The sequence below is a fragment of the Pantoea sp. WMus005 genome (assembly GCF_013415305.1).
GTDB classification, from domain to species: domain Bacteria; phylum Pseudomonadota; class Gammaproteobacteria; order Enterobacterales; family Enterobacteriaceae; genus Pantoea; species Pantoea rara.
In genome coordinates, this window is the sequence record NZ_JACBXU010000006.1 from 126,119 (window position 1) to 149,626 (window position 23,508).

Annotated in this window: 13 protein-coding genes; 10 read left to right on the forward strand and 3 right to left on the reverse strand. The window is 58.4% G+C overall.

The window, feature by feature from the left end:
* Nucleotides 1-46 precede the first annotated feature (46 nt).
* The 5 genes from bcsA (HZZ01_RS18865) to HZZ01_RS18885 are packed head-to-tail and all read left to right on the forward strand — an operon-like array spanning nucleotide 47 to nucleotide 10,470.
* Nucleotides 47-2,158 carry a UDP-forming cellulose synthase catalytic subunit gene (gene bcsA, locus HZZ01_RS18865; RefSeq protein ID WP_179898980.1) on the forward strand — a complete coding sequence of 704 codons (2,112 nt, stop codon included), beginning with the start codon at nucleotides 47-49 and terminating at the stop codon, nucleotides 2,156-2,158.
* Nucleotides 2,155-5,184 carry a cellulose biosynthesis cyclic di-GMP-binding regulatory protein BcsB gene (gene bcsB / locus HZZ01_RS18870; RefSeq protein ID WP_179898981.1) on the forward strand — a complete coding sequence of 1,010 codons (3,030 nt, stop codon included), beginning with the start codon at nucleotides 2,155-2,157 and terminating at the stop codon, nucleotides 5,182-5,184. The genes bcsA (HZZ01_RS18865) and bcsB (HZZ01_RS18870) overlap by 4 nt, the downstream gene beginning before the upstream one ends.
* An 11-nt stretch (nucleotides 5,185-5,195) precedes the next feature.
* On the forward strand, nucleotides 5,196-9,011 hold the full coding sequence (locus tag HZZ01_RS18875) for a cellulose biosynthesis protein BcsC (protein ID WP_179898982.1): 3,816 nt from the start codon (nucleotides 5,196-5,198) through the stop codon (nucleotides 9,009-9,011).
* Nucleotides 9,011-9,454, forward strand: coding sequence for a cellulose biosynthesis protein BcsD (gene bcsD / locus HZZ01_RS18880; RefSeq protein WP_179898983.1), 444 nt, complete (start codon nucleotides 9,011-9,013; stop codon nucleotides 9,452-9,454). Before HZZ01_RS18875 ends, bcsD begins: the two co-directional genes overlap by 1 nt.
* Before the next feature lie 8 nt (nucleotides 9,455-9,462).
* Nucleotides 9,463-10,470: a glycosyl hydrolase family 8 gene (locus HZZ01_RS18885; protein ID WP_179898984.1), complete on the forward strand. Its 1,008-nt coding sequence runs from the start codon at nucleotides 9,463-9,465 to the stop codon at nucleotides 10,468-10,470.
* A gap of 114 nt (nucleotides 10,471-10,584) precedes the next feature.
* Here the strand turns inward: HZZ01_RS18885 and bcsG are convergent, their stop codons facing one another.
* From bcsG to bcsE, 3 genes are read right to left on the reverse strand one after another with little or no spacing between them, the layout of a single operon-like run.
* A complete protein-coding gene (gene bcsG / locus HZZ01_RS18890; RefSeq protein WP_179898985.1) occupies nucleotides 10,585-12,252 on the reverse strand; it encodes a cellulose biosynthesis protein BcsG in 1,668 nt (555 codons plus the stop codon).
* Nucleotides 12,252-12,440: a cellulose biosynthesis protein BcsF gene (gene bcsF, locus HZZ01_RS18895; RefSeq protein ID WP_179898986.1), complete on the reverse strand. Its 189-nt coding sequence runs from the start codon at nucleotides 12,438-12,440 to the stop codon at nucleotides 12,252-12,254. Before bcsF ends, bcsG begins: the two co-directional genes overlap by 1 nt.
* Entirely contained in the window at nucleotides 12,440-13,975 is a 1,536-nt protein-coding gene (gene bcsE / locus HZZ01_RS18900; protein WP_179898987.1) for a cellulose biosynthesis protein BcsE, read from the reverse strand. The genes bcsF and bcsE overlap by 1 nt, the downstream gene beginning before the upstream one ends.
* A gap of 202 nt (nucleotides 13,976-14,177) precedes the next feature.
* On the opposite strand from bcsE, the gene bcsR reads away from it, so the two are divergent.
* From bcsR to bcsC, 5 genes are read left to right on the forward strand one after another with little or no spacing between them, the layout of a single operon-like run.
* Nucleotides 14,178-14,375 (forward strand): cellulose biosynthesis protein BcsR, encoded by a 198-nt coding sequence (gene bcsR / locus HZZ01_RS18905; RefSeq protein WP_179898988.1) that lies wholly within the window; start codon nucleotides 14,178-14,180, stop codon nucleotides 14,373-14,375.
* Complete coding sequence (gene bcsQ, locus HZZ01_RS18910; protein ID WP_179898989.1) at nucleotides 14,375-15,106, forward strand: cellulose biosynthesis protein BcsQ; 732 nt, start codon at nucleotides 14,375-14,377, stop codon at nucleotides 15,104-15,106. Before bcsR ends, bcsQ begins: the two co-directional genes overlap by 1 nt.
* Nucleotides 15,103-17,706, forward strand: coding sequence for a UDP-forming cellulose synthase catalytic subunit (gene bcsA / locus HZZ01_RS18915; protein ID WP_179898990.1), 2,604 nt, complete (start codon nucleotides 15,103-15,105; stop codon nucleotides 17,704-17,706). Before bcsQ ends, bcsA (HZZ01_RS18915) begins: the two co-directional genes overlap by 4 nt.
* A 4-nt stretch (nucleotides 17,707-17,710) precedes the next feature.
* A complete protein-coding gene (gene bcsB / locus HZZ01_RS18920; protein ID WP_179898991.1) occupies nucleotides 17,711-19,999 on the forward strand; it encodes a cellulose biosynthesis cyclic di-GMP-binding regulatory protein BcsB in 2,289 nt (762 codons plus the stop codon).
* A complete protein-coding gene (bcsC, locus tag HZZ01_RS18925) occupies nucleotides 19,992-23,459 on the forward strand; it encodes a cellulose synthase complex outer membrane protein BcsC (protein WP_179898992.1) in 3,468 nt (1,155 codons plus the stop codon). The genes bcsB (HZZ01_RS18920) and bcsC overlap by 8 nt, the downstream gene beginning before the upstream one ends.
* The last annotated feature ends 49 nt before the right edge of the window (nucleotides 23,460-23,508 follow it).

Genomic DNA, 23,508 nt, shown 5'->3' on the forward strand with positions numbered 1-23,508 from the left:
GGCTCTGCCAGGCGACTGACTTACATAGCTCTTCTCAGGGTGAATCATGAGTAAAATCGGGTTTTACCTGCTGCTGCTGGTGCTTGCACCCGTTGCTGCGGTAATTATCATTACGCCGATGGACAGCCAGAAACAGTATATTTTTGGTCTGATCAGCATTGGCATGATGTTTTTATTGGGTTTTAGCAAAAGCCGCAAAATAACTGTGGTGATGGTGATTCTCTCTGCACTGATGTCCAGCCGCTATATCTGGTGGCGTACCACCGAGACGCTGCACTTTAATTCTGAAGTTGAGGCTATTTTAGGGATTGGCTTATATCTGGCGGAGCTTTACGTCTGGCTGATCTTAATTCTTGGCTTCCTGCAAACCACCTGGCCATTAAAGCGCACGATTGAACCTTTGCCGGACGATACCCGTCTGTGGCCGACGGTCGATATTTATGTGCCGTCTTATAATGAAAGTCTGGATGTGGTGCGCGACACCGTACTGGCGGCGCAGTGTATTGACTATCCACGCGACAAAGTCAGGGTCTATCTGCTGGATGATGGCAAGCGCAGCGAATTTGCCCGCTTTGCGGCGGATGTCGGGGTAGGCTATATCACCCGTGACGATAACAAACATGCCAAAGCCGGTAACCTTAACCATGCGATGAAAATCACCAAAGGTGAACTGATTTGCATCTTTGACTGTGACCATGTGGCGACCCGCACCTTCCTGCAGGCGACAGTAGGGCCGTTCCTGAAAGATCCGAAACTGGCACTGCTGCAGACGCCGCACTACTTCTATTCGCCCGATCCCTTTGAGCGTAACCTGCGCGCTGCGCGCAGCATTCCAAACGAAGGCTCACTCTTTTATGGCCCGGTGCAGCAGGGTAACGACAACTGGAACGCCACCTTCTTCTGTGGCTCCTGTGCGGTGATCCGTCGTTCAGCGCTGGAAGAGATAGGCGGCTTTGCCGTTGAAACCGTCACTGAAGATGCGCATACCGCCCTGAAAATGCAGCGCCTGGGCTGGGGTTCAGCCTTCCTGTCGATCCCGCTGGCTGCCGGTCTGGCGACCGAACGTCTGGGTCTGCATATCATTCAGCGTACCCGCTGGGCACGCGGCATGACGCAGATTTTCCGCGTTGATAACCCGTTGTTTGGCCGTGGCCTGAAGTGGCAGCAGCGTCTTTGCTATCTCAACGCCATGCTGCACTTCCAGTTCGGGCTTCCGCGCGTCGCCTTCCTGACCGCGCCGCTGGCTTACCTGTTGTTTAACCTGAATATTATTCATTCGTCGGCGTCGCTGATTTTTGCCTACGTGCTGCCGCACCTGGTGATGTCGCTCTACGTAAACTCACGCATGAATGGCCGTTTCCGTTACACCTTCTGGGGTGAAATTTATGAGACGGTAATGTGCTTCCATCTGGTGATCCCGACCATCCTGACCCTGCTGTCGCCCAAACATGGCAAGTTCAACGTCACCGATAAAGGCGGCGTGCTGGATCAGGGCTTCTTCGATTTCCACATCGTGCGTCCGCACGTGATTGTGGCGCTGCTGCTAACCATCGGCATTGTGGCGGGCGTGGTACGTGCCGTGATGCATGACTATTTTGGTGTCGATCCCTACGTTATCGCGCTCAACGTTGGCTGGGCGATCTTCAGTCTGATCATTCTGATGGCGGCGATTGCCGTGGCCCGCGAAACCAAGCAGGTGCGTAAAACCATCCGCGTTGATGTGCAAATCCCGGCGATTATTCACTACGCCAGCGGTATTTCATCGCGCACTCAGACCAGCAACCTTTCGATGGGCGGTGCGCAACTCGACGCGCCGGATGGACGTCATGAAACAGATGAGATTGAAGAGATCGATCTGCTGCTGAAATCCGGCGCGATCACCATTCCTGTGAGTAAGATTTCCGGTGATGAGGAGAGCATCCGTCTGCGCTTTGAGGCGATGCCGCTGGCGCGTCGCCGCGAACTGGTGCGTGTGGTACTGGCGCGTGCGGATGCCTGGATTCAGCCGGAATATAAGCAGGACAACCCGCTGATTTCGCTGGGCACCATTATCCGTACCGTATTTGAGCTGTTCTGGCTGACCTGGAAAGGTCGCCACGATAAACGTAAAAAAGTCGACCCGCTTGCCGCGGCGGCGAAAGAGGATGGCGCGGCATGAAGATCCTGACGCAAACTTTGCTGGCCAGTTCACTGACCGCAGCGTTATGGCTGACGCCCGCTGGTGCAGAAACGCCGGCTGCGATTGATAACAGCAGTACCGCGCCGGTAAACAGTTCAGCGCCGACGCCGTCTGATGCCGCGTCCCCCTCGCAGCCTGTCGGGGCTGCTGTCAGTGCACCGGTAAACAGTTCTGCACCGACGCCACCGGAAGCCGTTCCAGCCACGCTGTCAGCCGGGGCCGCAGTCAGTGCACCGGTAAACAGTTCTGCTCCGACGCCACCGGAAGCCGTTCCAGCCACGCCGTCAGCCGGAGCCGCAGCCAGTGCGCCGGTAATTAACGAGGCTCCGGCCAGCGATGCGGAATCTGCGACGCAATCTGCTGCACCTGGAAATAAGGATTTTACACCGGCTACAGGTTCAGATCCGGTGGCGGCACCGGTCAGCGGTGGAGAGGCTACAACGCAGTCAGTGCCATCGGCTGTAAACCCGGCCCCTGCGACATCGCCGGCAGAAACTGCACCGGCTTCGGTGCCGCAGAGTGCATCACCGGATACCACGCCACCGTCGGTCAATCCCTCTTACAGCCCAGGTAGCGAGGCGGCATCACCGGCTCAGCCATCTTCAGCGATCAATGAGGCAACATCCGCGACCGGAGAGGCGCCTGCCTCCGCTTCGACCGCCGCACCCGTGACGAGCAGCGGATCCGTGACCCAGGACAGCAGCGCGCTGTCCGCAGTGCCACTGCCGCAAGGCCTGGGCAGTGCCGATCCGGCGCTGGAAGCGGCCGCCAGTGCGGTGCCCTACGCGCCAGGCCAGGCAACTGCGCCGGTTGCCGAACCGCAGTTGCCGATCGCGGCGGCGATCAATCAGCCCATCAGTAGCGTGGTTTCAGTGGCCCAGATGGGTCAGTCGCGCGGTATTACGCTCACCGGTGGGCAGCTACAGTCGGGCATCACCTTTACGCTGCCAGGCGATGAAGTCATTACCAATGCACGCCTTAATCTGACGCTGCGCGTCTCAGCCGCACTGGCGGCACGCAATACGTCGCTGCAGCTGATGCTGAATGGCCAGCCGCTCGGCACGCTGCCGCTGGGTGCGACTGACAGTGACGTCAGTGACTATGAGCTGGATATTCCTGCGGCGATGGTGGTATCCAGTAACAACCTGAGTTTTAAAATTAATGATGCGGACAAATTGCTGTGCGAGAAAGAGAGCGCGCAGCAGTATCAGGTCACCATCCTGCCGAATACTTCGCTGCACCTGGAGGGGCAGAAACTCAATATCGGTACCAGCCTGCGTAATTTCCCCCGTCCCTTCCTGGATCCTCAGCGGATGACGGCGTCCACTATCACGATGGGCTTTGTCAGTAACCTCTCACCCGATGCGGTCAGCGCGGCGGCACTGGTCGCTTCCTGGCTCGGCATTCAGAGTGATTATCGCGGCATCCGTTTTCCGGTGGTGCGCGGCGAACTGCCGGAAAACAACGGCATCCTGTTTGGTCATCCTGGCGATCGGATCGGCACCCTGACGTTCCCGGCCAGTAACGGCCCAATGTTGCAGGTGGTGGATAATCCCAATAACCCGGTTTACAAGCTCCTGCTGGTCAGTGGCAACAATGACGACCAGCTGCGTCAGGCGGCGAACCGTCTGACGCAGCCATTTACCACCGATGAGAGCCAGCTGCAGGTCCCTGTACAGACCCTTAGCAACCGCAAGCCTTACGATGCCCCGCGCTGGATTAACACTGACCGTCCGGTTCGCCTGAGCGAACTGCTGCGTAAAGATCAGAGTCTGACCAGTAGCGGCATCTGGCATGATGCCCTGCGTGTTAACTTCCGCGCCGCGCCTGACCTGTTCCTGTGGGATGGCGACACGGTGCCGGTTAATCTGCATTATCGCTTCCCGTCCGAAAGCTGGATTGATGAGGACAACTCGTTCCTTAACGTCATGCTCAACGGCACTTTTCTGCGCAACCTGACGGTGAACAAAGTTGGCCTGCTGGAGAGCGCCTGGCACCGTCTGGGCGGTGATGCGCGTCAGGAGCAGTATCAGCTGAATCTCGAACCCTATCTGATCTATGGCGACAACCAGCTGGCGCTCTACTTCAATATCAAACCCCGGGCCGATGCGCCCTGCGGTGTGCTCCTGAACAACAACATCAATAGCCGGATTGAAGAGGACTCGTGGATCGATCTCAGCCATACCCGCCACTTCAGCATGCTGCCGAACCTCGCTTACTTTGTGGGTGCTTCGTTCCCCTTCTCACGGCTGGCTGACTTCGGCCAGACAACGCTGCTGCTGCCGGAAACGCCCGGTAATGCCGAACTTTCAACACTGCTGGATCTGGCGGCGCGGGCCGGAACCGCGACCGGCGTGGCGCTGACGCAGAATCAGGTGCTGTTTGGTCTGCCGAATGGTGGCACCCATCTGGCGCGCTTGCAGCAGAGCGATGTGCTGGCGGTCAGCACCACCGGCAATAGCGCCTTTAATCAGGCGATGCTGGCGTCCTCACCGTATGACGCCACCAGCAGCACCTTAGGTGTGAAAGAGCCTGACACGCTGGAAAAAATACGCGGCTGGCTGACCGGCGACTGGAGCCTTCAGCAACTGGATGCCGATCGTTACTTCTCCTCCAACGAAGCGTGGCGAGGCTTCCTCAGCTACCGATCGCCGTGGAATCACGATCGACTGGTCGTGATGACGGTGGCAACCAGCGACGATCAGCTGCTGCGACTGCATAACGATTTGAGTTCGGCGCAGATTAACGCCGGTATTCGTGGCGATACCGCGATTATTACCGATGAAAACGGCATCCGCAGTTTCCGCGTTGGTGCGCAGTTCCCGAGCGGCGAAATGCCCTGGTACATGATGGTGATGTGGTATGCCAACCAGCATTCGGTGCTGCTGGCAGTAGCGGCGATGCTGCTCTCTGCGCTGGTGGGCAGTGCGGTCTGGGTGATGCTGAAGCGTCATGCGTGGCGGCGTCTGAACCCAAAACAAGATCGTGATTCCGGCCGGAAGTAAGGATAATAACAATGAAAACCAATCTGTTGAGTGCCGGTATCCGTAAGGCGCTGCTGCTGGGCAGCGCGCTGGCTCTGTCACAGCCGCTGCTGGCGGCTGAAAGCACCAATCCGGCGTTGCAGGCGCTGTTCGATCAGGCCTCTTACTGGCATCAGAAAGCGCATGATGATCTGGCGAAAGCCTCGCTGCAAAAGGTGCTGATGGTTGAACCCGGCAACAGCCAGGCGCTTTACCTGCTGGCGCTCTATTCACAGCAGGGTGGCGACACTGCTGCGGCAGCGCAGTATCGCACCCGGCTTAGCCAGGTCTCCCCCAACGATCCGCACCTCGGCGAACTGGATAACGCGCGCCAGATGCAGACCATTCCGCAGGCGCAGCTTTCCCTGGCGCGTCAGCAGGCGCGCAGCGGCAATATTCCGGCGGCGTTACAGACCTGGCGCAATACCTTCACCGGCAATGAGCCGCCACCGAGCGTCGCGGCGGAATATTATCTCACTATGGCGGGGGACCGGACGCTGCTGCCCCAGGCGGTTGAGGCACTGCGCCAGTTTGCGGCTCAGCATCCGCAGGACACCGGCGCGCGGCTGGCGCTGGGTAAAGCGCTGACCTATCAGGAACCGACCCGTCGCGAAGGCATTGAGGTGCTGAGTTCGCTGGCGAGTGGTAATCAGGATGCCGATCGCTCACTGCGCCAGGCGCTACTATGGCTTGGTCCACAGCCGTCAGATGCGGCACGCTATCAGACCTGGCAGCAGCGTCATCCGCAGGACTCTGCGGTGATCGACTACTACCGTAAAAACGTGGGTGGCGCAGAAAAAGGGGCCGGATTCAGTGCGCTCAACAGCGGTGACGTCGGCGGTGCGCAGTCCAGCTTTGAAAAAGTGCTGGGTGCGAATCCGCAGGATGCTGATGCATTAGCGGGCATGGGCTATGTGGCCCAGCGAGCCGGACGTTATCAGGAAGCAGCAGATTATCTGCAGCGGTCTGCTCAGCTCGGCGGCGATCAGGGGTCATCGCGTCAGCAGCAGGCGGACGATGCTCGCTTTTATGCTCAACTGGCCAGCGCCCAGCAGGCGCTGAAAAGCGGAGACACAGCGCAGGCGCTGACCTTAAGTGAACCGCTGGTGCAGGCTGACGGCGAAAAAGGGCTGGCTGCCAGATTGTTCCGCGCCGACGTGCTGCGCCGCACCAATCAACCACAGCAGGCAGAGCAGATCTACCGCACCATTCTGCAAAGCGATGCGGATAACCGCAGCGCCAAAGAAGGACTCTTCTACGTTCTGCGTCAGCAGAATCGGAGTGCCGAAGCCAGTACGCTGCTGGGAGCGCTGCCGGACAGCGTTCGTCAGAGTGTCACGCCACGGGCTAATGAAGCCGATGCGCTGCGTCAGCAGGCGAAACGTCAGCTGGCAGCCGGTAACAACGCCGCTGCCATCGCGACGCTGCAGCAGGGCATTCAGCGCTATCCCTCGGATGGCTGGCTGCGGCTCGATTTAGCCCGGCTCTATCGTCAGCAGGGTGACACGCTGCTGGCGGCTAACGTGATGCAGCCAGTGATGCGCAGTGGGGCCAGCACCAGCGAGCTTTATGCTGGTGCGCTCAATGCCAGCGAAAGTGGCGGCTGGCAGCAGGCCAGCGCGTTGCTGGCGCGCATTCCCGCTAATGCGAAAACGGCGGCGATGCGTGAACTGGCGCAGCGGGTTAATTTTAATCTGCAGATGAGCACCGCCGATCAGTACCTGGCACAGGGTGCGACGGCCGCCGCTGGCAATACCCTGAAAGCGCTCACAGTCACGCCACCGACCAACCCGGTTGATGCCGGAAACCTGGCGCAGAAGCTGGCGCAGGCGGGCGATCTCACCAGCGCGGTTTCGGTGGTGCGGACTAACCTGCAACGCGGCGTGCAGGGCAATGCGGGCGATTATGCCGCACAGATGGCGGTGCTGAATCAGGCGGGCCTTGGCAGTGAGGCGCAGCGCTTCCTCAGTAACCCGGAACTGCAGGCGCGCAGTACCCCGACGCAACTGGCCGGTATCCGCAACGGCTATCTGATTAATGAAGTGGACCGCCTGCGGCAGCAACGTCAGTACGCGGTGGCGTATGACAAGCTGATAGGCGCGCTGCAGCAGGATCCGCAGAACCGCGATCTGATGTTCGCGATGGCCCGTCTTTACCAGGACGGCAAGATGAACCGGGATGCGGGCGTCGTCTATGACTACCTGATGACTCAGGATACGCCGACGCAGGATGCGCGCGTCGGGGCCATTAACGTTGCGCTGGCGCAGAACAATGTGCAGCGCGCCAATGCGCTGAGTCGCGGCCTCAACACCACGACGCAGACGCCGGATCGACTGCTGCTGCTGGCACGGGTAGCGGAAGCCAATGGCGAGCATTCACAGGCGATGACGTATCTGCGTTCTGCACGTGGGCAGCTGATTGGCCTGCAGGGCGCGCAGCCCGGCAGCGTGCCAACTGTGGGCGGCCTGGCACTGGCGGATAATCCATTTATCAATCGCAACACTTCGCCGGTGGGACGTTCACCCTCCAGTTACGGCACGGTGCTGCCGTGGCAGGCAGCACCAGCGGGCATTGCAACAGACGTGACAACGCAGGGCGAACCGGCTGCGGGCAGCGAAACCGTTTCTCAGCAGTCACAGGTTATGCACGACGTCGATACCATGATGGATTCGCTGCAGGAGAAAACCGGCACCTGGAGTCAGGGTAGGGTGCAGGTGCGCAGTCGTGATGGCGATGCCGGGTTAAGTAAGCTGACTGAAGCGAAAGCCCCGCTGACCTTCTCTACCGTGCCGTTTGGAACGGCGCGCGTCGACTTCACCGCCACGCCGGTCTCGCTCACGGCAGGCAGTGGCGCTGCCGATGCCTGGCGTCGTTTCGGCACCAATGCGCTGAGCCAGGGCAGAGTGGTGGCCGCAGGCGGTGCGACAGTGAATGATCTGCCCAATGCCACCACCGATTCACAAACCGCTTCTGGTGTGGAGCTGAATCTGGCGCTGAAGGGCGACAGTTATAAAGTGGATATCGGCAGTACGCCGCTGGGCCAGGATCTCAGTACGCTGGTCGGGGGCGTACAGTGGTCACCGAAACTCACCGACTTCCTGACGCTGATCCTGACCGGTGAGCGTCGCGCGATTACTGACAGCCTGCTCTCTTACGTCGGCGCAGAAGATAAAGCCAGCGGCAAACGCTGGGGGCGTGTTACGAAGAATGGCGCTAATGGCCTGTTAAGCTATGACAATGGCGATGCAGGGTTCTATGTGGGGGGAGGGGCTTACAGCTACACGGGCGAGAATGTGGCCAGCAACAACAACCTGCAGGCGACCGCAGGCGCCTATGTCCGTCCATTCCACACGGACGACCGCGAGCTGAAAGTGGGCATAAGCCTGGCGTGGATGGACTTCTCGAAGAACCTCAGCTACTTCAGTTACGGACAAGGCGGCTACTTCAGCCCGCAGAACTACGCGTCGGTCTCGTTCCCGATAGAGTTCTCACGCAAATTTGACGATTTAAAAGTGAATATTGGCGGTGCGGCTGGTTATCAGACCTACAGTCAGGATAAGAGCGCGTACTTCCCTGCGAATGCCAGCCTGCAGTCAGAGCTGGAATCCCTTGCCGCCAGCGGCAACGTGAAAGACGCTTACTACTCTGGTGGCAGCAAAAATGGCATCGGCTACAACCTGCACGCCGGGGCGGACTACAAACTCAATAACGATGTAACGATTGGCGGCCAGCTGGGTTATGACACCTTTGGTGACTACAACGAAAGCAGCGCGCAGCTCTATGTCCGTTACCTGTTCGGAGAGAAGTAATGAGTGAGCATTCGGGGGTATTACATCCTTATCAGCCGGGCTGGTTTGACCTCGTCAGCGTACTGATTGACGGAATGATCGCCAACGCCGGTCAGCAGGAGGCGGAAGCCTTTCTCTATAAGATGGGGGAATCGCTGGCGACCCGCTATCCTTTGCCAGAGTCGCGCACCGTGCAGGATCTGGAGCGTGAAGCCAATCTGCAGCTGGCGCGGTTTAACTGGGGCTTTGTGCAGCTTCAGCCAGAAGAGACGGCGCTCCTGATTGCGTATCACGCCTTACCTGCGGGCGACAATATCCACTCTCCAGCTGACTGGCAGGCAGCGTTTGGTGCAGTCATGGCCGGACTTTTCTCAGGCTGGTTACAGGGCCAGGGCGGCAGCAGGATTGTGCCGGTGACGCTTGAACTCAACGATGGCAGCACGCTGCACTATCGATATCAATAGGATCGAAAATGAAACGTAAGCCATTCTGGATGGGCTGGATCTGCTCTGTTTTACTGCTGGCCTGCAGCGCGCAGGCGAGTGCCAGCGGCTGGGACACGTTTAAAAGCCGCTTTTTGACCGCGGAAGGGCGGATCACGGACACCGCCAATAACAATGTCAGTCACACCGAAGGTCAGGGTTATGGCATGTTGCTGGCGGTGGCCAACAACGATCGTGCCACCTTCGATCGGCTGTGGCAGTGGACGCGCACCCAGCTGCAAAATCCACAGACCGATCTCTTTTACTGGCGCTATGTGCCAGGCAGTGACAACCCGGTTGCCGACAAAAATAACGCCTCGGATGGTGATGTACTGCTGGCCTGGGCGCTACAGCGCGCTGCTCAGAAATGGCAGGTGGAGAGCTACCAGCAGGCGTCTGACCGTATTCAGCACGCGATCATCAAGCGGGATGTCACGAGCTTTGGCGGCCATACCGTCCTGCTGCCGGGCGCGCAGGGTTTCAATAAAACCAGCTATGTGGTGCTTAACCCCTCCTATTTCCTGTTTCAGGCGTGGCGGGAGTTTGGCGAGCGCAGTCATCTGCAGGTCTGGGATAAGCTGATTAATGATGGTTTTGATCTGCTGGGTAAGCTGAGCTTTGGCAAAACCGGTCTGCCGCTGGACTGGGTTGCGCTGAATGCCGACGGTTCGGTTGCACCCGCGGTAGGCTACTCAAACCGCTTCAGTTACGACGCGATTCGCGTACCGCTGAACATCTGGTGGTATGACCCGCACAGTCTGGCGCTGGTGCCGTTTCAGCGCGTCTGGCAGGGTTACAGCCGTATGCTGACCCCCGCCTGGTTCGATGTGCTGGCAAATGCGCCTGCTCCTTATCATCTTGAGGGCGGTCTGCTGGCGGTGCGTGATCTGACGCTGAATGAGACCGGCTATCTGAGCGATAAGCTGGCTGCGGATCAGAACTACTTTTCTGCCAGTCTGCAGCTGCTGACCTGGCAGGCGTTTCAGGAGAAGCGCTGATAACAGGCAGAACGGCGGCGCTGGCCGCGTTCTGCTGCCGACAGTAACACGATAAAATTGGGTCAGGCGCTAAGCGGCGCCTGACCCGCACTTCTGCTTTCCGGCGGTGATGCGTTACTCCGGATAGCGCACCCAGTCGCCGCCGTTGAGCCTGATCCAGGGCTTGCCCTGATACATCATCACCACAGCACCGTCGTTTTCCGACACCACTGGCGTCTGCGGCAGCTTGTCCGTCAGCACCGACATATTCACATTCGGCGCATTAAAGACCTGCCCATCCACCACGCGGGAGACAATTTCTGAGATTGCCAGCAGGCTGGTCGGTGCATCTATATTCAGAGGCTGTCCCTGATGCGGGGCTTTCATGCCAACAAACTTAATCCCTACCGGCACATGCGTGATGTCAGGGCTGGGAATGTCGCGCAGACCCGACATCTGCATCTTGTCACCCTGCAATGCTGCACCATGCTCCGGCACCACCAGCACCATCACCCGACGGCCCGACTTCTCCAGCTGAGTGAGGAAGGCGTCGATCTGATCAAACAGCAACTGAGCGCGCGGCTTCCACGGGGCGGTTTTGGTGCTGCCCATTTCACGGGTGCCGTCGTGCAGCGGGATCAGGTTATAGAAGGTGGCGCTGCGGGCATCGCTGCTTTTGCTGCGATCGTCGAGCCAGCGCTGCATCAGCTGAGCATCGTTGAGCACTGGCGAGCCGTCGAATGAGGTCAGTTCCGGCGCAATGCCCGCCTGCAACATCAGCGGTGCCTGAATATCCCCGCCTTCGCGCAACTCTTTGAGATAATTACCAAACACCCCGGTATGATCCATCATCAGCTGCTCTTTAAAGCCCAGTTTCGCCAGATTATCAAACAGATAGCAGCGTGAATCAGTGGGTTTGTAGAGATCGCTGTGCGAGGTCTGACCGCAGCTGGCACGCAGCAGACGAATCCCCGCCGGCCCGCTGTAACTGGTGGCGGAGTTATAGTTCGTCAGCATAATGTCAAAGTGCTGCCACAGGGGATGATTACGCAGCTGCGAGGCATCCATATCCGACCAGGCGAGTGAACAGATGTTGATAACCAGAATGTCGAACGGCTGCGAATCGGCAGGCAGGCTGTCAGGGAAATGGGTAACACGCTTGCGCTCACTCTCATAAAAACGGCTGAGCCAGGCGGTCAGGCTGGCACTGGTGGGCGCGGCTGACTGATCGAGTCCGTCCGGCACGGGAGCGGCCTGGCTGTTGGCAGCGGCGGGCGTCTGATTCAGGACCACCTGCGGAGTGGCTGCGCGGGTCGGCAGCAGCGACATTGCCGGACCCGCGATGGTCAGCACGTTGAGCCAGATGAGCATCAACGAAACCAGCACCGTGATACGAACCCACTGCGCAACAAAAAGATAGAGAACCAGCAGGACAAAGAGCGCACCCACCATTTGCCAGTTGATAAACCGGTCTGCCAGATCGAGAAGATAGGCGGCAGAGAAGCCCGCCAGCTGATCGCCCTGGCTGAGGATGCTGCTGAGTCCCGGCAGCCAGGTGTCATGCCATAACAGTGCGAAACCAATAGGGATTGAGGCCCAGTGGCGAAGGCGATGCAGACGTAACGACGGCAGCGGTAAGAGCAGCCAGGCGAGAAACACCAGGTTGCTCAGGGCGTGAAAGTTGAGATAGCCGTACCAAAGCAGGGCGAACTTCACTAAAAAGTAAAAATTCCAGCCACCCAGTCCGCGCCAGGAAGACCAGAAGCTGGAAGAGGAGGCCGCCACAGGTTGATCACTATTCATTAATTTTTTGCATCCGTTTCAGAGGATTTTCGCTGCCAGTGGCCTTCCGATTTAAGCGCGCGTGCAGGCAACAGGCGATTCATGATGCCGTTCCAGCGACGCGGTAACCATTGATGATATAACGGCTTTAAAATCAGCAGGATAAAAAGGATCAGTAGCGCAATCTGTACCCAGTCCATCAGATTCATCAGGCTTTGTTCTCCGGCAATAAAATGATGGGCAGCGGTGCTGAGCGTGCCAGCGTTTCGCTCCGGCTCTCAATGGCGGCGCGCGCCGTCTCCGGGGCTGGCATCAGGTCCTGAATCGCCATCGGCGTCAGTTTTTTGATATTGCTGACTTCCGCAAGAATCTGATTATCCTCGAACCAGACCATCCGGTTTGCAAACAGCTCATCATGAGGCAGTGAAAATATATATTTCAATGCCTTATCAAGATCGTTATAGCGGCAGGAGGAGAGAAAAAGTATCACGCGATCTTCCAGCACCGTGACCAGATCGCCGAAGCGGCGCGGCTTACAGAGCGTCAGGATCTGCTGGGGTTTGAGCTGCGGCACTGGCCGCAATGCCACCAGCAGGCCCTTATCATTTTCCGGCAGTAAGGTATTACTGATCAACTGGCTGACTGACTGACAGAAGGCGTCAAGCCGCAGGTAGCCTTTCTCATGCAGCGGCTGCAGCGAGGCGGTTAACGCCTCAAGACTGGCGGGAACGCGACGGTTAAACACCTGTCCCTGAAGACCTTCCAGTGTGGTCAGAAAGCGCGACATGGCTGCGTTAGCCGGCACAATGGTGTTGACTCCGCAGGCCAGCAGCAGGCGCTCGTCGCTATAGCGCAGGCTGGCACCCATCTCACGTACCACAATTTTCATTCCGTTGCCGCGAGCACGACGCAGGCTGTGCACCATTTTCGCCAGTTCGCTGATATAGTCGCTGCGGGTCAGACTGAAAATCACCGTCGCGGCATTGGCCTGTTGTGCGCGGAACCAGACCTGCTCATTATCATCAAACAGTTGCCACTGGCGTGAAAGCGGAGGTGCGCCCTCAAGCACGACTTTGTCCGCGAGATAATGTTGTTCGTCATTAAGGCTCAACGGTTCCTGCTTTTCATTTAAGGTAAAGAAACGATCCTCTTCATAGCCCAGACGTATTGCACGATCGGCGAGCAGGCGTTCGGCGGCATACCACCAGTTAATTCGATATTGCCAGCTGTCCTGCTGAAAGCTCAAATGCGCAACGCCATCAAGCTGACGAAAATAACGCTGAAGATTATTACTCAGATTTATTATGGTGGTGCCGGAGGTGATGATTAAAAGCGTGAGCTTTCTTTTATGCAGCGTGCGGCGCATACCCTTTATCCACCGGCTTAATTCGGCGTCATCAAGCTTATCCCACTGCGCCGCGCTGCTGTTAAATATCACCAGTCCATTTTTACTGCCGAGCGTGCGCAGAAAATCACTTTCCAGCTGCAAAAGACTTCGTTTGCTTTTGGAAAGAGAAAACAGCGGTATACGGTCGGGACCGCCGATCGGGTCAGGCGTCAGGAGATCACGAGGCGGTTGATCAGCGCTGATCAGCGTGACGGCCTGCTGATGTGAAATCACCTGGCGAATAAACGTGCGGGCGTCATCCTGCCGTGCACACGTCACCCAATAACAGCCAGGCGTTTGCAATGCCGTTAATTCAGGCTGAACATGCAACAGCCCTAGCGAAAAAGAATTTTTCATATTGAATTCGTTATTTTTCCAGTCCAGGCTAGCTTATTATAGACAGGCCAGGATGTAACCTGAGAAATTTAAACATTGCTAATGACAGAATGGCTCACAACGTCCGGCAAATGCAGCGTTTCTGGAAAAGGTTTTTCAACCTCTTTTTTACGCACAGACGGCTATTCTGAGTCTGACATTGTTTTATCTTTGGCGAACAATAATGAAAAACCAAAATCTTCATATCCCTGAGGCTGATGATGGCGATCGTCAGGATGATATTAGTGCTTTGCGTGATGCCTTTTCTCTGCACGCTTTTCGCTATGTCGACATTGCGCGCGAAGAACGCCTGAAAGAGATTGTGTCGCGCTGGCCGCTGATAGCGGAAACGGTTCCCAGCCAGCCTGAGCAATCTCACTGATGCCGCTGATAGCGCTTCAGGGCGTGCGGGGCGGTGTCGGGACGACGTCTCTTTGTGCCGGCGTAGGCTGGGCGCTGGCGGCGCTCGGCGAGCGGGTGTTGCTGATCGATGGCTCGCCGATCAGTCAGCTCGGCGTGCATTTCAATCTGCCCGCTCAGCAGGAGAATGGCTGGATGAAAGCCCTGTGCGAAGGGGGTGACTGGCAGCACAGCGCGCTGCGCTATCCCCAGGGGCCTGATTTGCTGCCGCATGGTGTGCTTTCTCATCAGCATTCTTTGACTATTACCCGTCAGAATGAAGCGGTCGCCGCACCGCTGCTCCACGCATTGCCGGACCTGCAGGCACGCTATCAGTGGATTATTTTTGATCTGCCTGCCGACTCTCTGCCGTGGCATGAAACACTCTATCCGCAGCTGGACGGCATACTGTGCGTCACCCAGCCAGACGCCAATTGTCATTTGCGCCTTAGTCAGCACCGCTTTCCGGCACGAACCCGCTTTGTTATCAATCAGTTTAACGCCAACAGCCGTCTGCAGCAGGATCTGCATCAGCTCTGGATGGCGTCACTGACGCAGCTGATACCGCTAATGATCCATCGCGATGAGGCGCTGGCAGAAGCGCTGATGATGAAGCAGCCTGTCGGTGAATACCGGCCACATGCGTTAGCCAGCGAGGAGATCATCACGCTGGCTAACTGGCTGCTGCTCAATCTGAAGGGAGTGAGTTCTTGAATCCGTTGCGCTGGCTGTTAACTGCGCCCGCCTGGCAATCGCTGCATCGGGGCTATACCACCGCGCGAGGCAATGGCGCTTCCCGCTTCGCCAGTGCACTTCATCTTTTCTGGTCTGTTCTGGGCCTGATGCTGCTGCGCTTCGAAAGCCCGGGCTGGCAGAGCGTGATTCAGCAGCGCCGCCGCCTCTATCCGCACATCTCACCGGAACGTCCGCGTCCGCTGGATATCTTACGTTATCTGATTCAGACACTCTGGCTGATGGTGATCCGGCTACCCCAGGCAGGCGCCCGCGATGGCGTGAAAGGCCTGAGCGCACTTTCTGGCTGGCGCCAGCACGGCTATCGCTGGCTGGACAATGTTATTGCCCGCTCGCAAACCCGGAGCATTGATACGCGTATCGAACAGCGACTGAAGCGCCTGTCGCCGCTGATGCGACGCAGCCTCTTTGTCGTGATGGCTCTCTTTGCCTCCGTGCTGGCGCTGATCTGTATCAGCCAGCCCTTTGGTCTGATGACGCAGTTTATTTTTGTCGTACTGCTCTGGGGGCTGGCGATGCTGGTCCGGCGCATCCCGGGTCGTTTTCCTACCATGATGCTGATCGTGCTGTCCCTGACCGTGTCATGCCGCTACCTCTGGTGGCGCTATACCTCGACGCTGAACTGGGACGATCCGCTGAGCCTGATCTTCGGGCTGCTGCTCATTGCAGCAGAGACCTACGCCTGGGTGGTACTGGTGCTGGGCTATTTCCAGACGCTGTGGCCGCTTAACCGGCAGCCCGTCTCCATGCCGGCTGACCGTTCGCAGTGGCCATCGGTGGACCTGCTGGTGCCGACCTATAACGAACCGCTCAGCGTTGTCAGACCGACACTCTATGCTGCGCTGGGTATCGACTGGCCAAAAGATCGCCTGAATATCTATCTGCTCGACGACGGCAACAGACCGGAATTCCGCGAGTTTGCCACCAGCATTGGCATTCATTATGTGGTGCGTCCCTCTAACGAACATGCCAAGGCGGGCAACATCAACCACGCGCTGAAAAAGTACTGCCGCAGCGACTTCGTGTCGATCTTTGACTGCGACCATGTGCCGACACGCGCTTTTTTACAGATGGCCATGGGCTGGTTTATCAAAGATCCCCGGCTGGCGATGCTGCAGACGCCGCATCACTTCTTTTCACCCGATCCGTTTGAGCGCAATCTCGGGCGGTTTCGCCGGACGCCGAACGAGGGTTCGCTCTTTTACGGGCTGGTGCAGGACGGTAACGATACCTGGGACGCCACCTTCTTCTGCGGCTCCTGCGCCATTCTGCGCCGCACCGCGCTGGAAGAGATTGGCGGTATTGCCGTAGAAACCGTGACTGAAGATGCCCATACCTCGCTGCGTCTGCACCGGCGTGGCTACACCTCGGCCTACATTCGCATTCCTCAGGCGGCCGGGCTGGCGACCGAAAGCCTGTCAGCGCATATCGGGCAGCGTATTCGCTGGGCACGCGGGATGGTACAGATTTTCCGCCTTGATAACCCGTTGTTTGGTAAGGGGTTGAAGTGGGTGCAACGGCTCTGCTATGCCAATGCCATGCTGCACTTTTTGTCCGGCATTCCGCGGCTGATCTTCCTGCTGGCACCGCTGGCGTTTTTACTCTGCCATGCCTACATCATCTATGCGCCTGCGCTGGCGATCGCCATCTATGTTTTACCTCACATGCTGCATACCAGCCTCACCAACTCGCGTATTCAGGGGCGCTGGCGTCACTCTTTCTGGAGCGAAGTTTACGAGACGGTGCTGGCCTGGTATATCGCCCGCCCGACCACCGTGGCGCTGTTCAATCCTCACAAGGGTAAGTTTAACGTCACCGCAAAAGGCGGACTGGTAGAGGAGCAGCATCTGGACTGGGTGATAACCAAGCCCTATATGTTGCTGGTGCTGCTCAATGTGGCGGGCGTGTTGATGGCGTTCTGGCGCATGCAGCATGGTCCGGCCAACGAGATACTGACCGTCTGCGTAAGCCTGATCTGGGTGCTCTACAACATGATTATTCTTGGTGGTGCGGTGGCGGTTTCGGTTGAAGCACGGCAGATCCGCGAGGCGCACCGCGTAGAGATCGCCATGCCGGCTGCCATCGCACGCGAAGATGGCCATATGTTGCCCTGTACACTGCGTGACTACTCGGATGGCGGCGTCGGGCTGGAGCTACGCGAACCGGACGCCCTGCGGGAGAATGAAAAAGTGTGGCTGCTGCTGCGGCGTGGACAGCAGGAGTTCAGCTTCCCCTGTCAGGTGCAGCGTGTCTTTGGCCATCGGGCTGGCGTCCGCCTCCATCAGCTGACCACCCAGCAGCATATTGAATTTATCCAGTGTACCTTCGCCCGCGCTGATACCTGGGCGCTGTGGCAGGACGGTTTTCCGGAAGATAAACCGGTGCAAAGCCTCGCCGATATCATGATTCTCGGTTTCAAAGGTTACCTGCGCCTGGCGGAATATGGCCCGCCGCAGTTACGTCGGCTGTTTAACCTGCTTACCGCTGGGGTGAGCTGGCTGGCTTCGCTGTTGCCGCAAGGCATCGGACGTGTGCCAGCTTCAAAAAACGCATTGAGTTGATGATATGACGATAACGAGAGTAAACAGGTGGGTCGCTGCGCTGCTGTTGGGTTCCACAACACTGAGCTGCGCCCTGGCACAGGAAAATATGCCGGTCAGTATCCCCGGAGAAACCGCAGTGCAATCTTTGCCGCAGCAGCCTGCTGCGCCGCTGCGTAACAGTCAACTGAGTTTTGTTAAGCTGGCACCGCCGCCGGGCAGCATGACGCTGAGCGGAACGCGTACCAGCGGGCAGATCGAGTTTGGGGTGCGTAGCGATGAGGTGGTAACGCGTGCGCTGCTTAATCTCACCTACCGGCCCTCGCCTGCGCTGCTACCTGTGCTGTCGCAGCTGAAGGTTTATCTCAACGATGAGCTGATCGGTCTGATCACCATCACGCCGGACCAGCCGGGTAAAGAGATTAAAACGCAGCTGGCGATCGATCCTCGCTATATTGCCGACTTTAACCGCGTGCGCTTTGAGCTGGTCGGCCACTACGCCAATATCTGCGAAAATCCGGCCAACAGCACCATCTGGCTCGATATCGGCAAAGAGAGCGGCATCGATCTGACGCTGCAAAAATTGCCGCTGAAAAATGACCTTTCCCATTTTCCTGAACCCTTTTTTGATACACGCGATACGCGACCGCTGACCCTGCCGATGGTGTTTGCCGCCCATCCGGATATAAAGCAGCAGCGGGCTGCAGCGATTCTCGCCTCCTGGTTCGGCAGCAAAGCCGCCTGGCGCGGACAGCGCTTTCCGGTGCTCTACAATCAGCTGCCGCAACAGCAGCATGCCGTGGTGTTTGCCACCAATGATGCGCGCCCGGATTTCCTGAAAGATTTGCCGCCGGTCGAGAAGCCGACCGTGGAGATAATAAGTCAGCCTGACAGTCCCTATGAAAAAATGCTGCTGATCCTGGGACGCAACGACGACGATTTACTGACAGCGGTACAGGGCATTGCGCAGGGTGAGTTGTTGCTGCGCGGTGACATCTCAACAATCGACAGCGTTAAGCTGCTCTCCCCACGCCAGGCGTATGATGCACCCAACTGGGTACGAACCGATCGTCGCACTACTTTTGCTGAGCTGACGCAGTATGAGAATCAGTTGCAGTCTGACGGTGTGCAGCCTAATCCCATCAGTCTGACGCTGAATCTGCCGCCCGATCTTTTTCTGGTTCGCGCGCGCGGCATTGACATGGATCTGAGCTATCGCTATACCGCGCCTTTCCAGTCGGATGGCTCACGGCTGGCGGTGAACCTGAATAATCAGTTCATCCAGGATTATCCGCTACCGCCTAAAAACACGGCCGGTCAGCAGTTGCTGCATATTCCCCTGATTCAGGGAATGCTGGACAAAAACCATGAACTGCTGATTCCGGCTTTACGTCTGGGTGTGGTGAACCAGCTGCGCTTCGATTTTGACTATGCCAACACCTTTATTGGTGGCAACGCTGACGGGCGTTGTGAAACCGTGACGCCGGTCGGCCATCATGTGGTGGTGGACGACAGTTCCAGCATCGATTTTTCTGGCTATCGCCACTACATCGAAATGCCGTCACTGCGTGCCTGGGCAAATGCGGGCTTCCCGTTCAGCCGTTATGCCGATCTGGCGCAAACTCTGGTGCTGATGCCGCCAAAACCAGACGTCCAGCAGGTCAGCACATTGTTGAATGCGATGGGCAATAGTGGCGCACAGACCGGCTATCCGGCACTGCGCGTTCAGTTGACCGATGACTGGGCCACGGCGAAGAAGCAGGATGTGGATCTGCTGATGATCGGTGTCATCCCCAACGATCTTCAGGATGAACAGCGGATCCCGGCGCTGGTCGATGCCACCGCCAGCTGGCTGAAAGAACCCGTGCGACGGATCACGCCGCCGATGAATCCGCAAAGTGGTCGCGATCAGACGGCAGAAAGCACCGTTGCCATCAGCTCCCGCGGCCCGCTGGCAACGGTGATCGGCTTCCAGTCACCGTTTTACGATCAGCGCAGCGTGGTTGCACTGCTCGCGGATGGCACGCCGCGTGGCTGGCAACTGCTCAACGAGGCAATGAGTGACAGCAATAAGCGTGGCGCAATGTCTGGCTCCACCGCGATTATCCGCGAGTCAGGAGTTAACAGTCTGCGGGTTGGCGAGAGCTACTACGTCGGTCATCTGCCGTGGTGGGAGCGTCTCTGGTCGCTACTCTCGACCCATCCCTTCTGGCTGGCACTCTGCGCACTCTTTGTGGTGGTGCTGTTCGCGCTGATGACCTGGCGTCTGATGCGAATTATTACCCGTCGTCGTTTACTGGATGAAGATGAATAACGCTCAGGTGCTGCGGGCGGGCATGCTGCTCGGTGCGCTAAGTGCGCTGCCGGGGCTGGCCGCACCGACTGACGGACCAGAAGTCTCGCCGGTCGAGTGGCTGCTGGCGCAGGTCCGCACCGGCGAGTCGACCAATAAATACGATCTGGTACAGCAATCGCTCTATCGGCTTGAGAAGATCGATCCCGATAATCCGCAGGTGCTGGCAGCGCGTCTGCGGCTGGCGCTGCACCAGGGCGATATTCCCGGCGCACAGTTGCTGCTGGATCAACTGAAAAAGGTCGCACCAGACTCGGCAGAGACGCGTGAATCAGCCGTCGGCCTGGCGCTGACGTCATCCGATGGACGGCAGCAGTTGCAGCAGGCGCGCCTGCTGGCCACGTCTGGCCGCCTGACGGAGGCGAAAAGTGCCTACGATGCGCTGTTCAACGGCGTCTTTCCCGATCCGAACACCGCTCTGGAGTACTGGCGGCTGCTGGCGCGTCTTCCCGGTCAGGAGGATAGGGCTTATCAGCAGCTCCAGGCACTGGAACAGCGCTATCCGGGCAATATCGGGGTTGAGCTACAGATTGCCCGTATGGCGTTTACGCAACAGCAGCCAGAAAAGGCCATCGCTCAACTGAAAAAGCTGGCAAACAGCAATGGCGGGCGTGCCGCCGCCGCCGATCTCTGGCTGCAGCAGATCAGGGATCAGCCAGTCAGCGATAACAGCGTGGCACAGCTAAAGGCTTATCTGGCCGTTTTCACTGAGGGTGATGCCTATCAGCAGGGCACGGAGGCGCTATCGAAGCAGCAGACGATGCTGGCCGATCCCGCTTACCGCGAACGGACGCGTGCCCTGGCGCTGGTTGACGCAGGCAATGTTAACAACGCAATGGTCACCCTTGATCGGGCGCTGAAAGCCAATCCCGATGATCCCGAATTAATGGGTGCAATGGGGCAGACCCAGGCCCGCGCGGGTCACCGCGAAGCGGCGATTATCTGGCTGGAACGCGCCATCAAAGCGGGTCAGCAGAGCACACTGATCGGCAAATGGCAGGCGCTGCTGCAGAGCAATCGCTACTGGCTGGCGATAGAGCAGGGTGATAAAGCGCTGGCGCAGCAGGACATTGAAGGTGCAGAACAGTACTATCGCGCAGCGCAAAAGTATGACAGTAGCGACAGCTATGCCCTGATTGGCCTGGGCGATGTGGCGATGGCGCGCAAAGATACGGCCGCGGCTGAACAGTTCTGGCAGAATGCGCGACGGCTTGATGGCACGAACATCACCGCAGTGCGTCGGCTGGCCGGGCTTTATCAGGCGGCGTCACCCGCCCGCGAGCTGGAATTTATTAATACCTTACCCGTCGCACAACAGCGCGCGCTGGCCGATACCATCCGGACGCTGCGCAGCGATAGCCTGCGCGCTGAGGCGGATGCACTGACGCAGCAGGCTCGCTGGTCGCAGGCCGCAGATAAATATCGCCAGGCACGGGAGCTGGCACCGGATGACGTCTGGCTCAGTTACCGGCTGGCTGGCGCGCTGCGTAATAGTGGTGACGTACCGCAGGCGAATGCGGTGATGCGCGCGGTCCTTCAGCAGCATCCGCAGGACGCGACTGCACTTTACGCGACCGCACTCTGGTTCTCGGGCAACGATAACGACAGCGAAGCTATGGCCACGCTGCATCGTCTGCCTGATGCGCAGTGGAGCAGCGATATGCGCCAGCTGGCTGATCGCCTGAATCAGAATCAGATCTTTGCGCAGGCCGAGGCACTGCGTGCCGCAGGTCAGGAGCAGGCGGCGGTGACGTTGCTTCATCAGCAGCCGGTTTCCAGCCGACGCGACCTGACGCTGGCCGACTGGGCACTGGCACGCGGTGATGCGCAGCAGGCGCTGACGAGCTATCAGCAGGTGCTGTCGCGTGAGCCGGGCAACGGCGATGCGGCACTGGGACGGATTGATGCGCTGGTAGCCCTGCAGCGCATCAGCGAAGCACGACTGGCTCTGGCGCAACAACCGCCGGTGCAGGCGACTGTGAAGGCAGATCGCCGTGCTGCGCTGGCGTGGCAGGCGGTGGGTGAAACCACGCGGGCTGCGGTGCTGTTTACCGATCTGAAACAGCGCGCCGCCTCGCTGCCGCCTTCACAGGACAAGGCACTGGTGTTTCGTGATGCGGCACGGCTTGAGCGTGTGCAGCAGCAGCCTGAACAGGCGCTGGCCGATTATCGTCAGGCGATGACGGCCAGCGGTATGGATAGCAGTGGCAATATCAGCCGCGCCACCCGCAGCGATCCGCAGGATGACTGGCTGAAACGCAGCCTGCGCAGCGACACGGCCGATCTCTATCGTCAGCAGCAGACCACACTGACGGTGCAGCAGGACTATTCACGCAACAGCGGCACGGGCGGCATCTCTGATTTTACGGCGCACACCACCATGCTGCAGGCGGAACATCCGTTTGCCAGTGGGCGCGGCTTTTTCCGGCTCGACCAGGTTGACGTCTCCGCAGGAACCTTTACCACCCGTAATGGCAGCTTCGACGAACAGTTTGGCAGCTGTGACGATGCGAATTCCGGCGGCTGTAATTCTCAGACTCACCAGCGAGACAAAGGCACGGCGCTGGCCGCTGGCTGGCATAATGCGATCTGGTCTGCCGACCTCGGCACTACGCCGCTGGGTTTCGAAGTCACTAACTGGACAGGCGGCCTGAGCTGGAAAACCGATGTGAAACAGCTGGGTGTGACGCTGACCGCCTCACGCAGGCCGATTGCCAGTTCGCTGCTTTCCTATGCCGGGACGCGCGATCCGGCAGCCAGCGGGGGTAAAAGCTGGGGCGGCGTGGTGGCAACGGGCGGCAGCATCGGGCTGAGTTACGATCAGGGCGGGGCGCATGGCGTCTGGGGCGACATCAGTGCGCATCAGATAACCGGTAAAAATGTTGCCGATAACAGCCGCGAACGCCTGATGGGCGGCTATTACTACAAGCTGATCAACAGCGATAACCGCCGTGCGACCGTCGGGCTGAACAGCATGCTCTGGCACTATCAGAAGGATCTCAGCGATTACACCTTCGGCCAGGGCGGCTACTACAGTCCGCAGCAATATCTCTCCTTTGCTGTGCCGGTCACCTGGCGGCAGCGTACAGAGAACTGGTCATTTGATTTGGGCGGTTCAGTTTCGTGGTCACATTCGAAAACAGATGCGCAGCAGCGTTATCCGGTCAATCCTGGCTTTGCACTTGCCAGCAATCCCTCTTCTGCGAGCAGCGCCGGCGGGGGTATCGGCTACACGCTACAGGCGGTGGTTGAGCGGCGGCTGACGTCGGGCTGGTTTGTTGGGGCAGGTATTGATATTCAGCAGGCGAAAGATTACACCCCGAGCCACGGTCTGCTCTATGTGCGCTATGCAGCCGGAGGCTGGGAAGGGGATCTGGACATGCCGCCACAGCCGCTGGTGCCTTACGCAGATTTTAAATAATCCCGACCGGGAAAAAGCCGGACTTTTCAGACGGTAAAAAAGTCAGTTT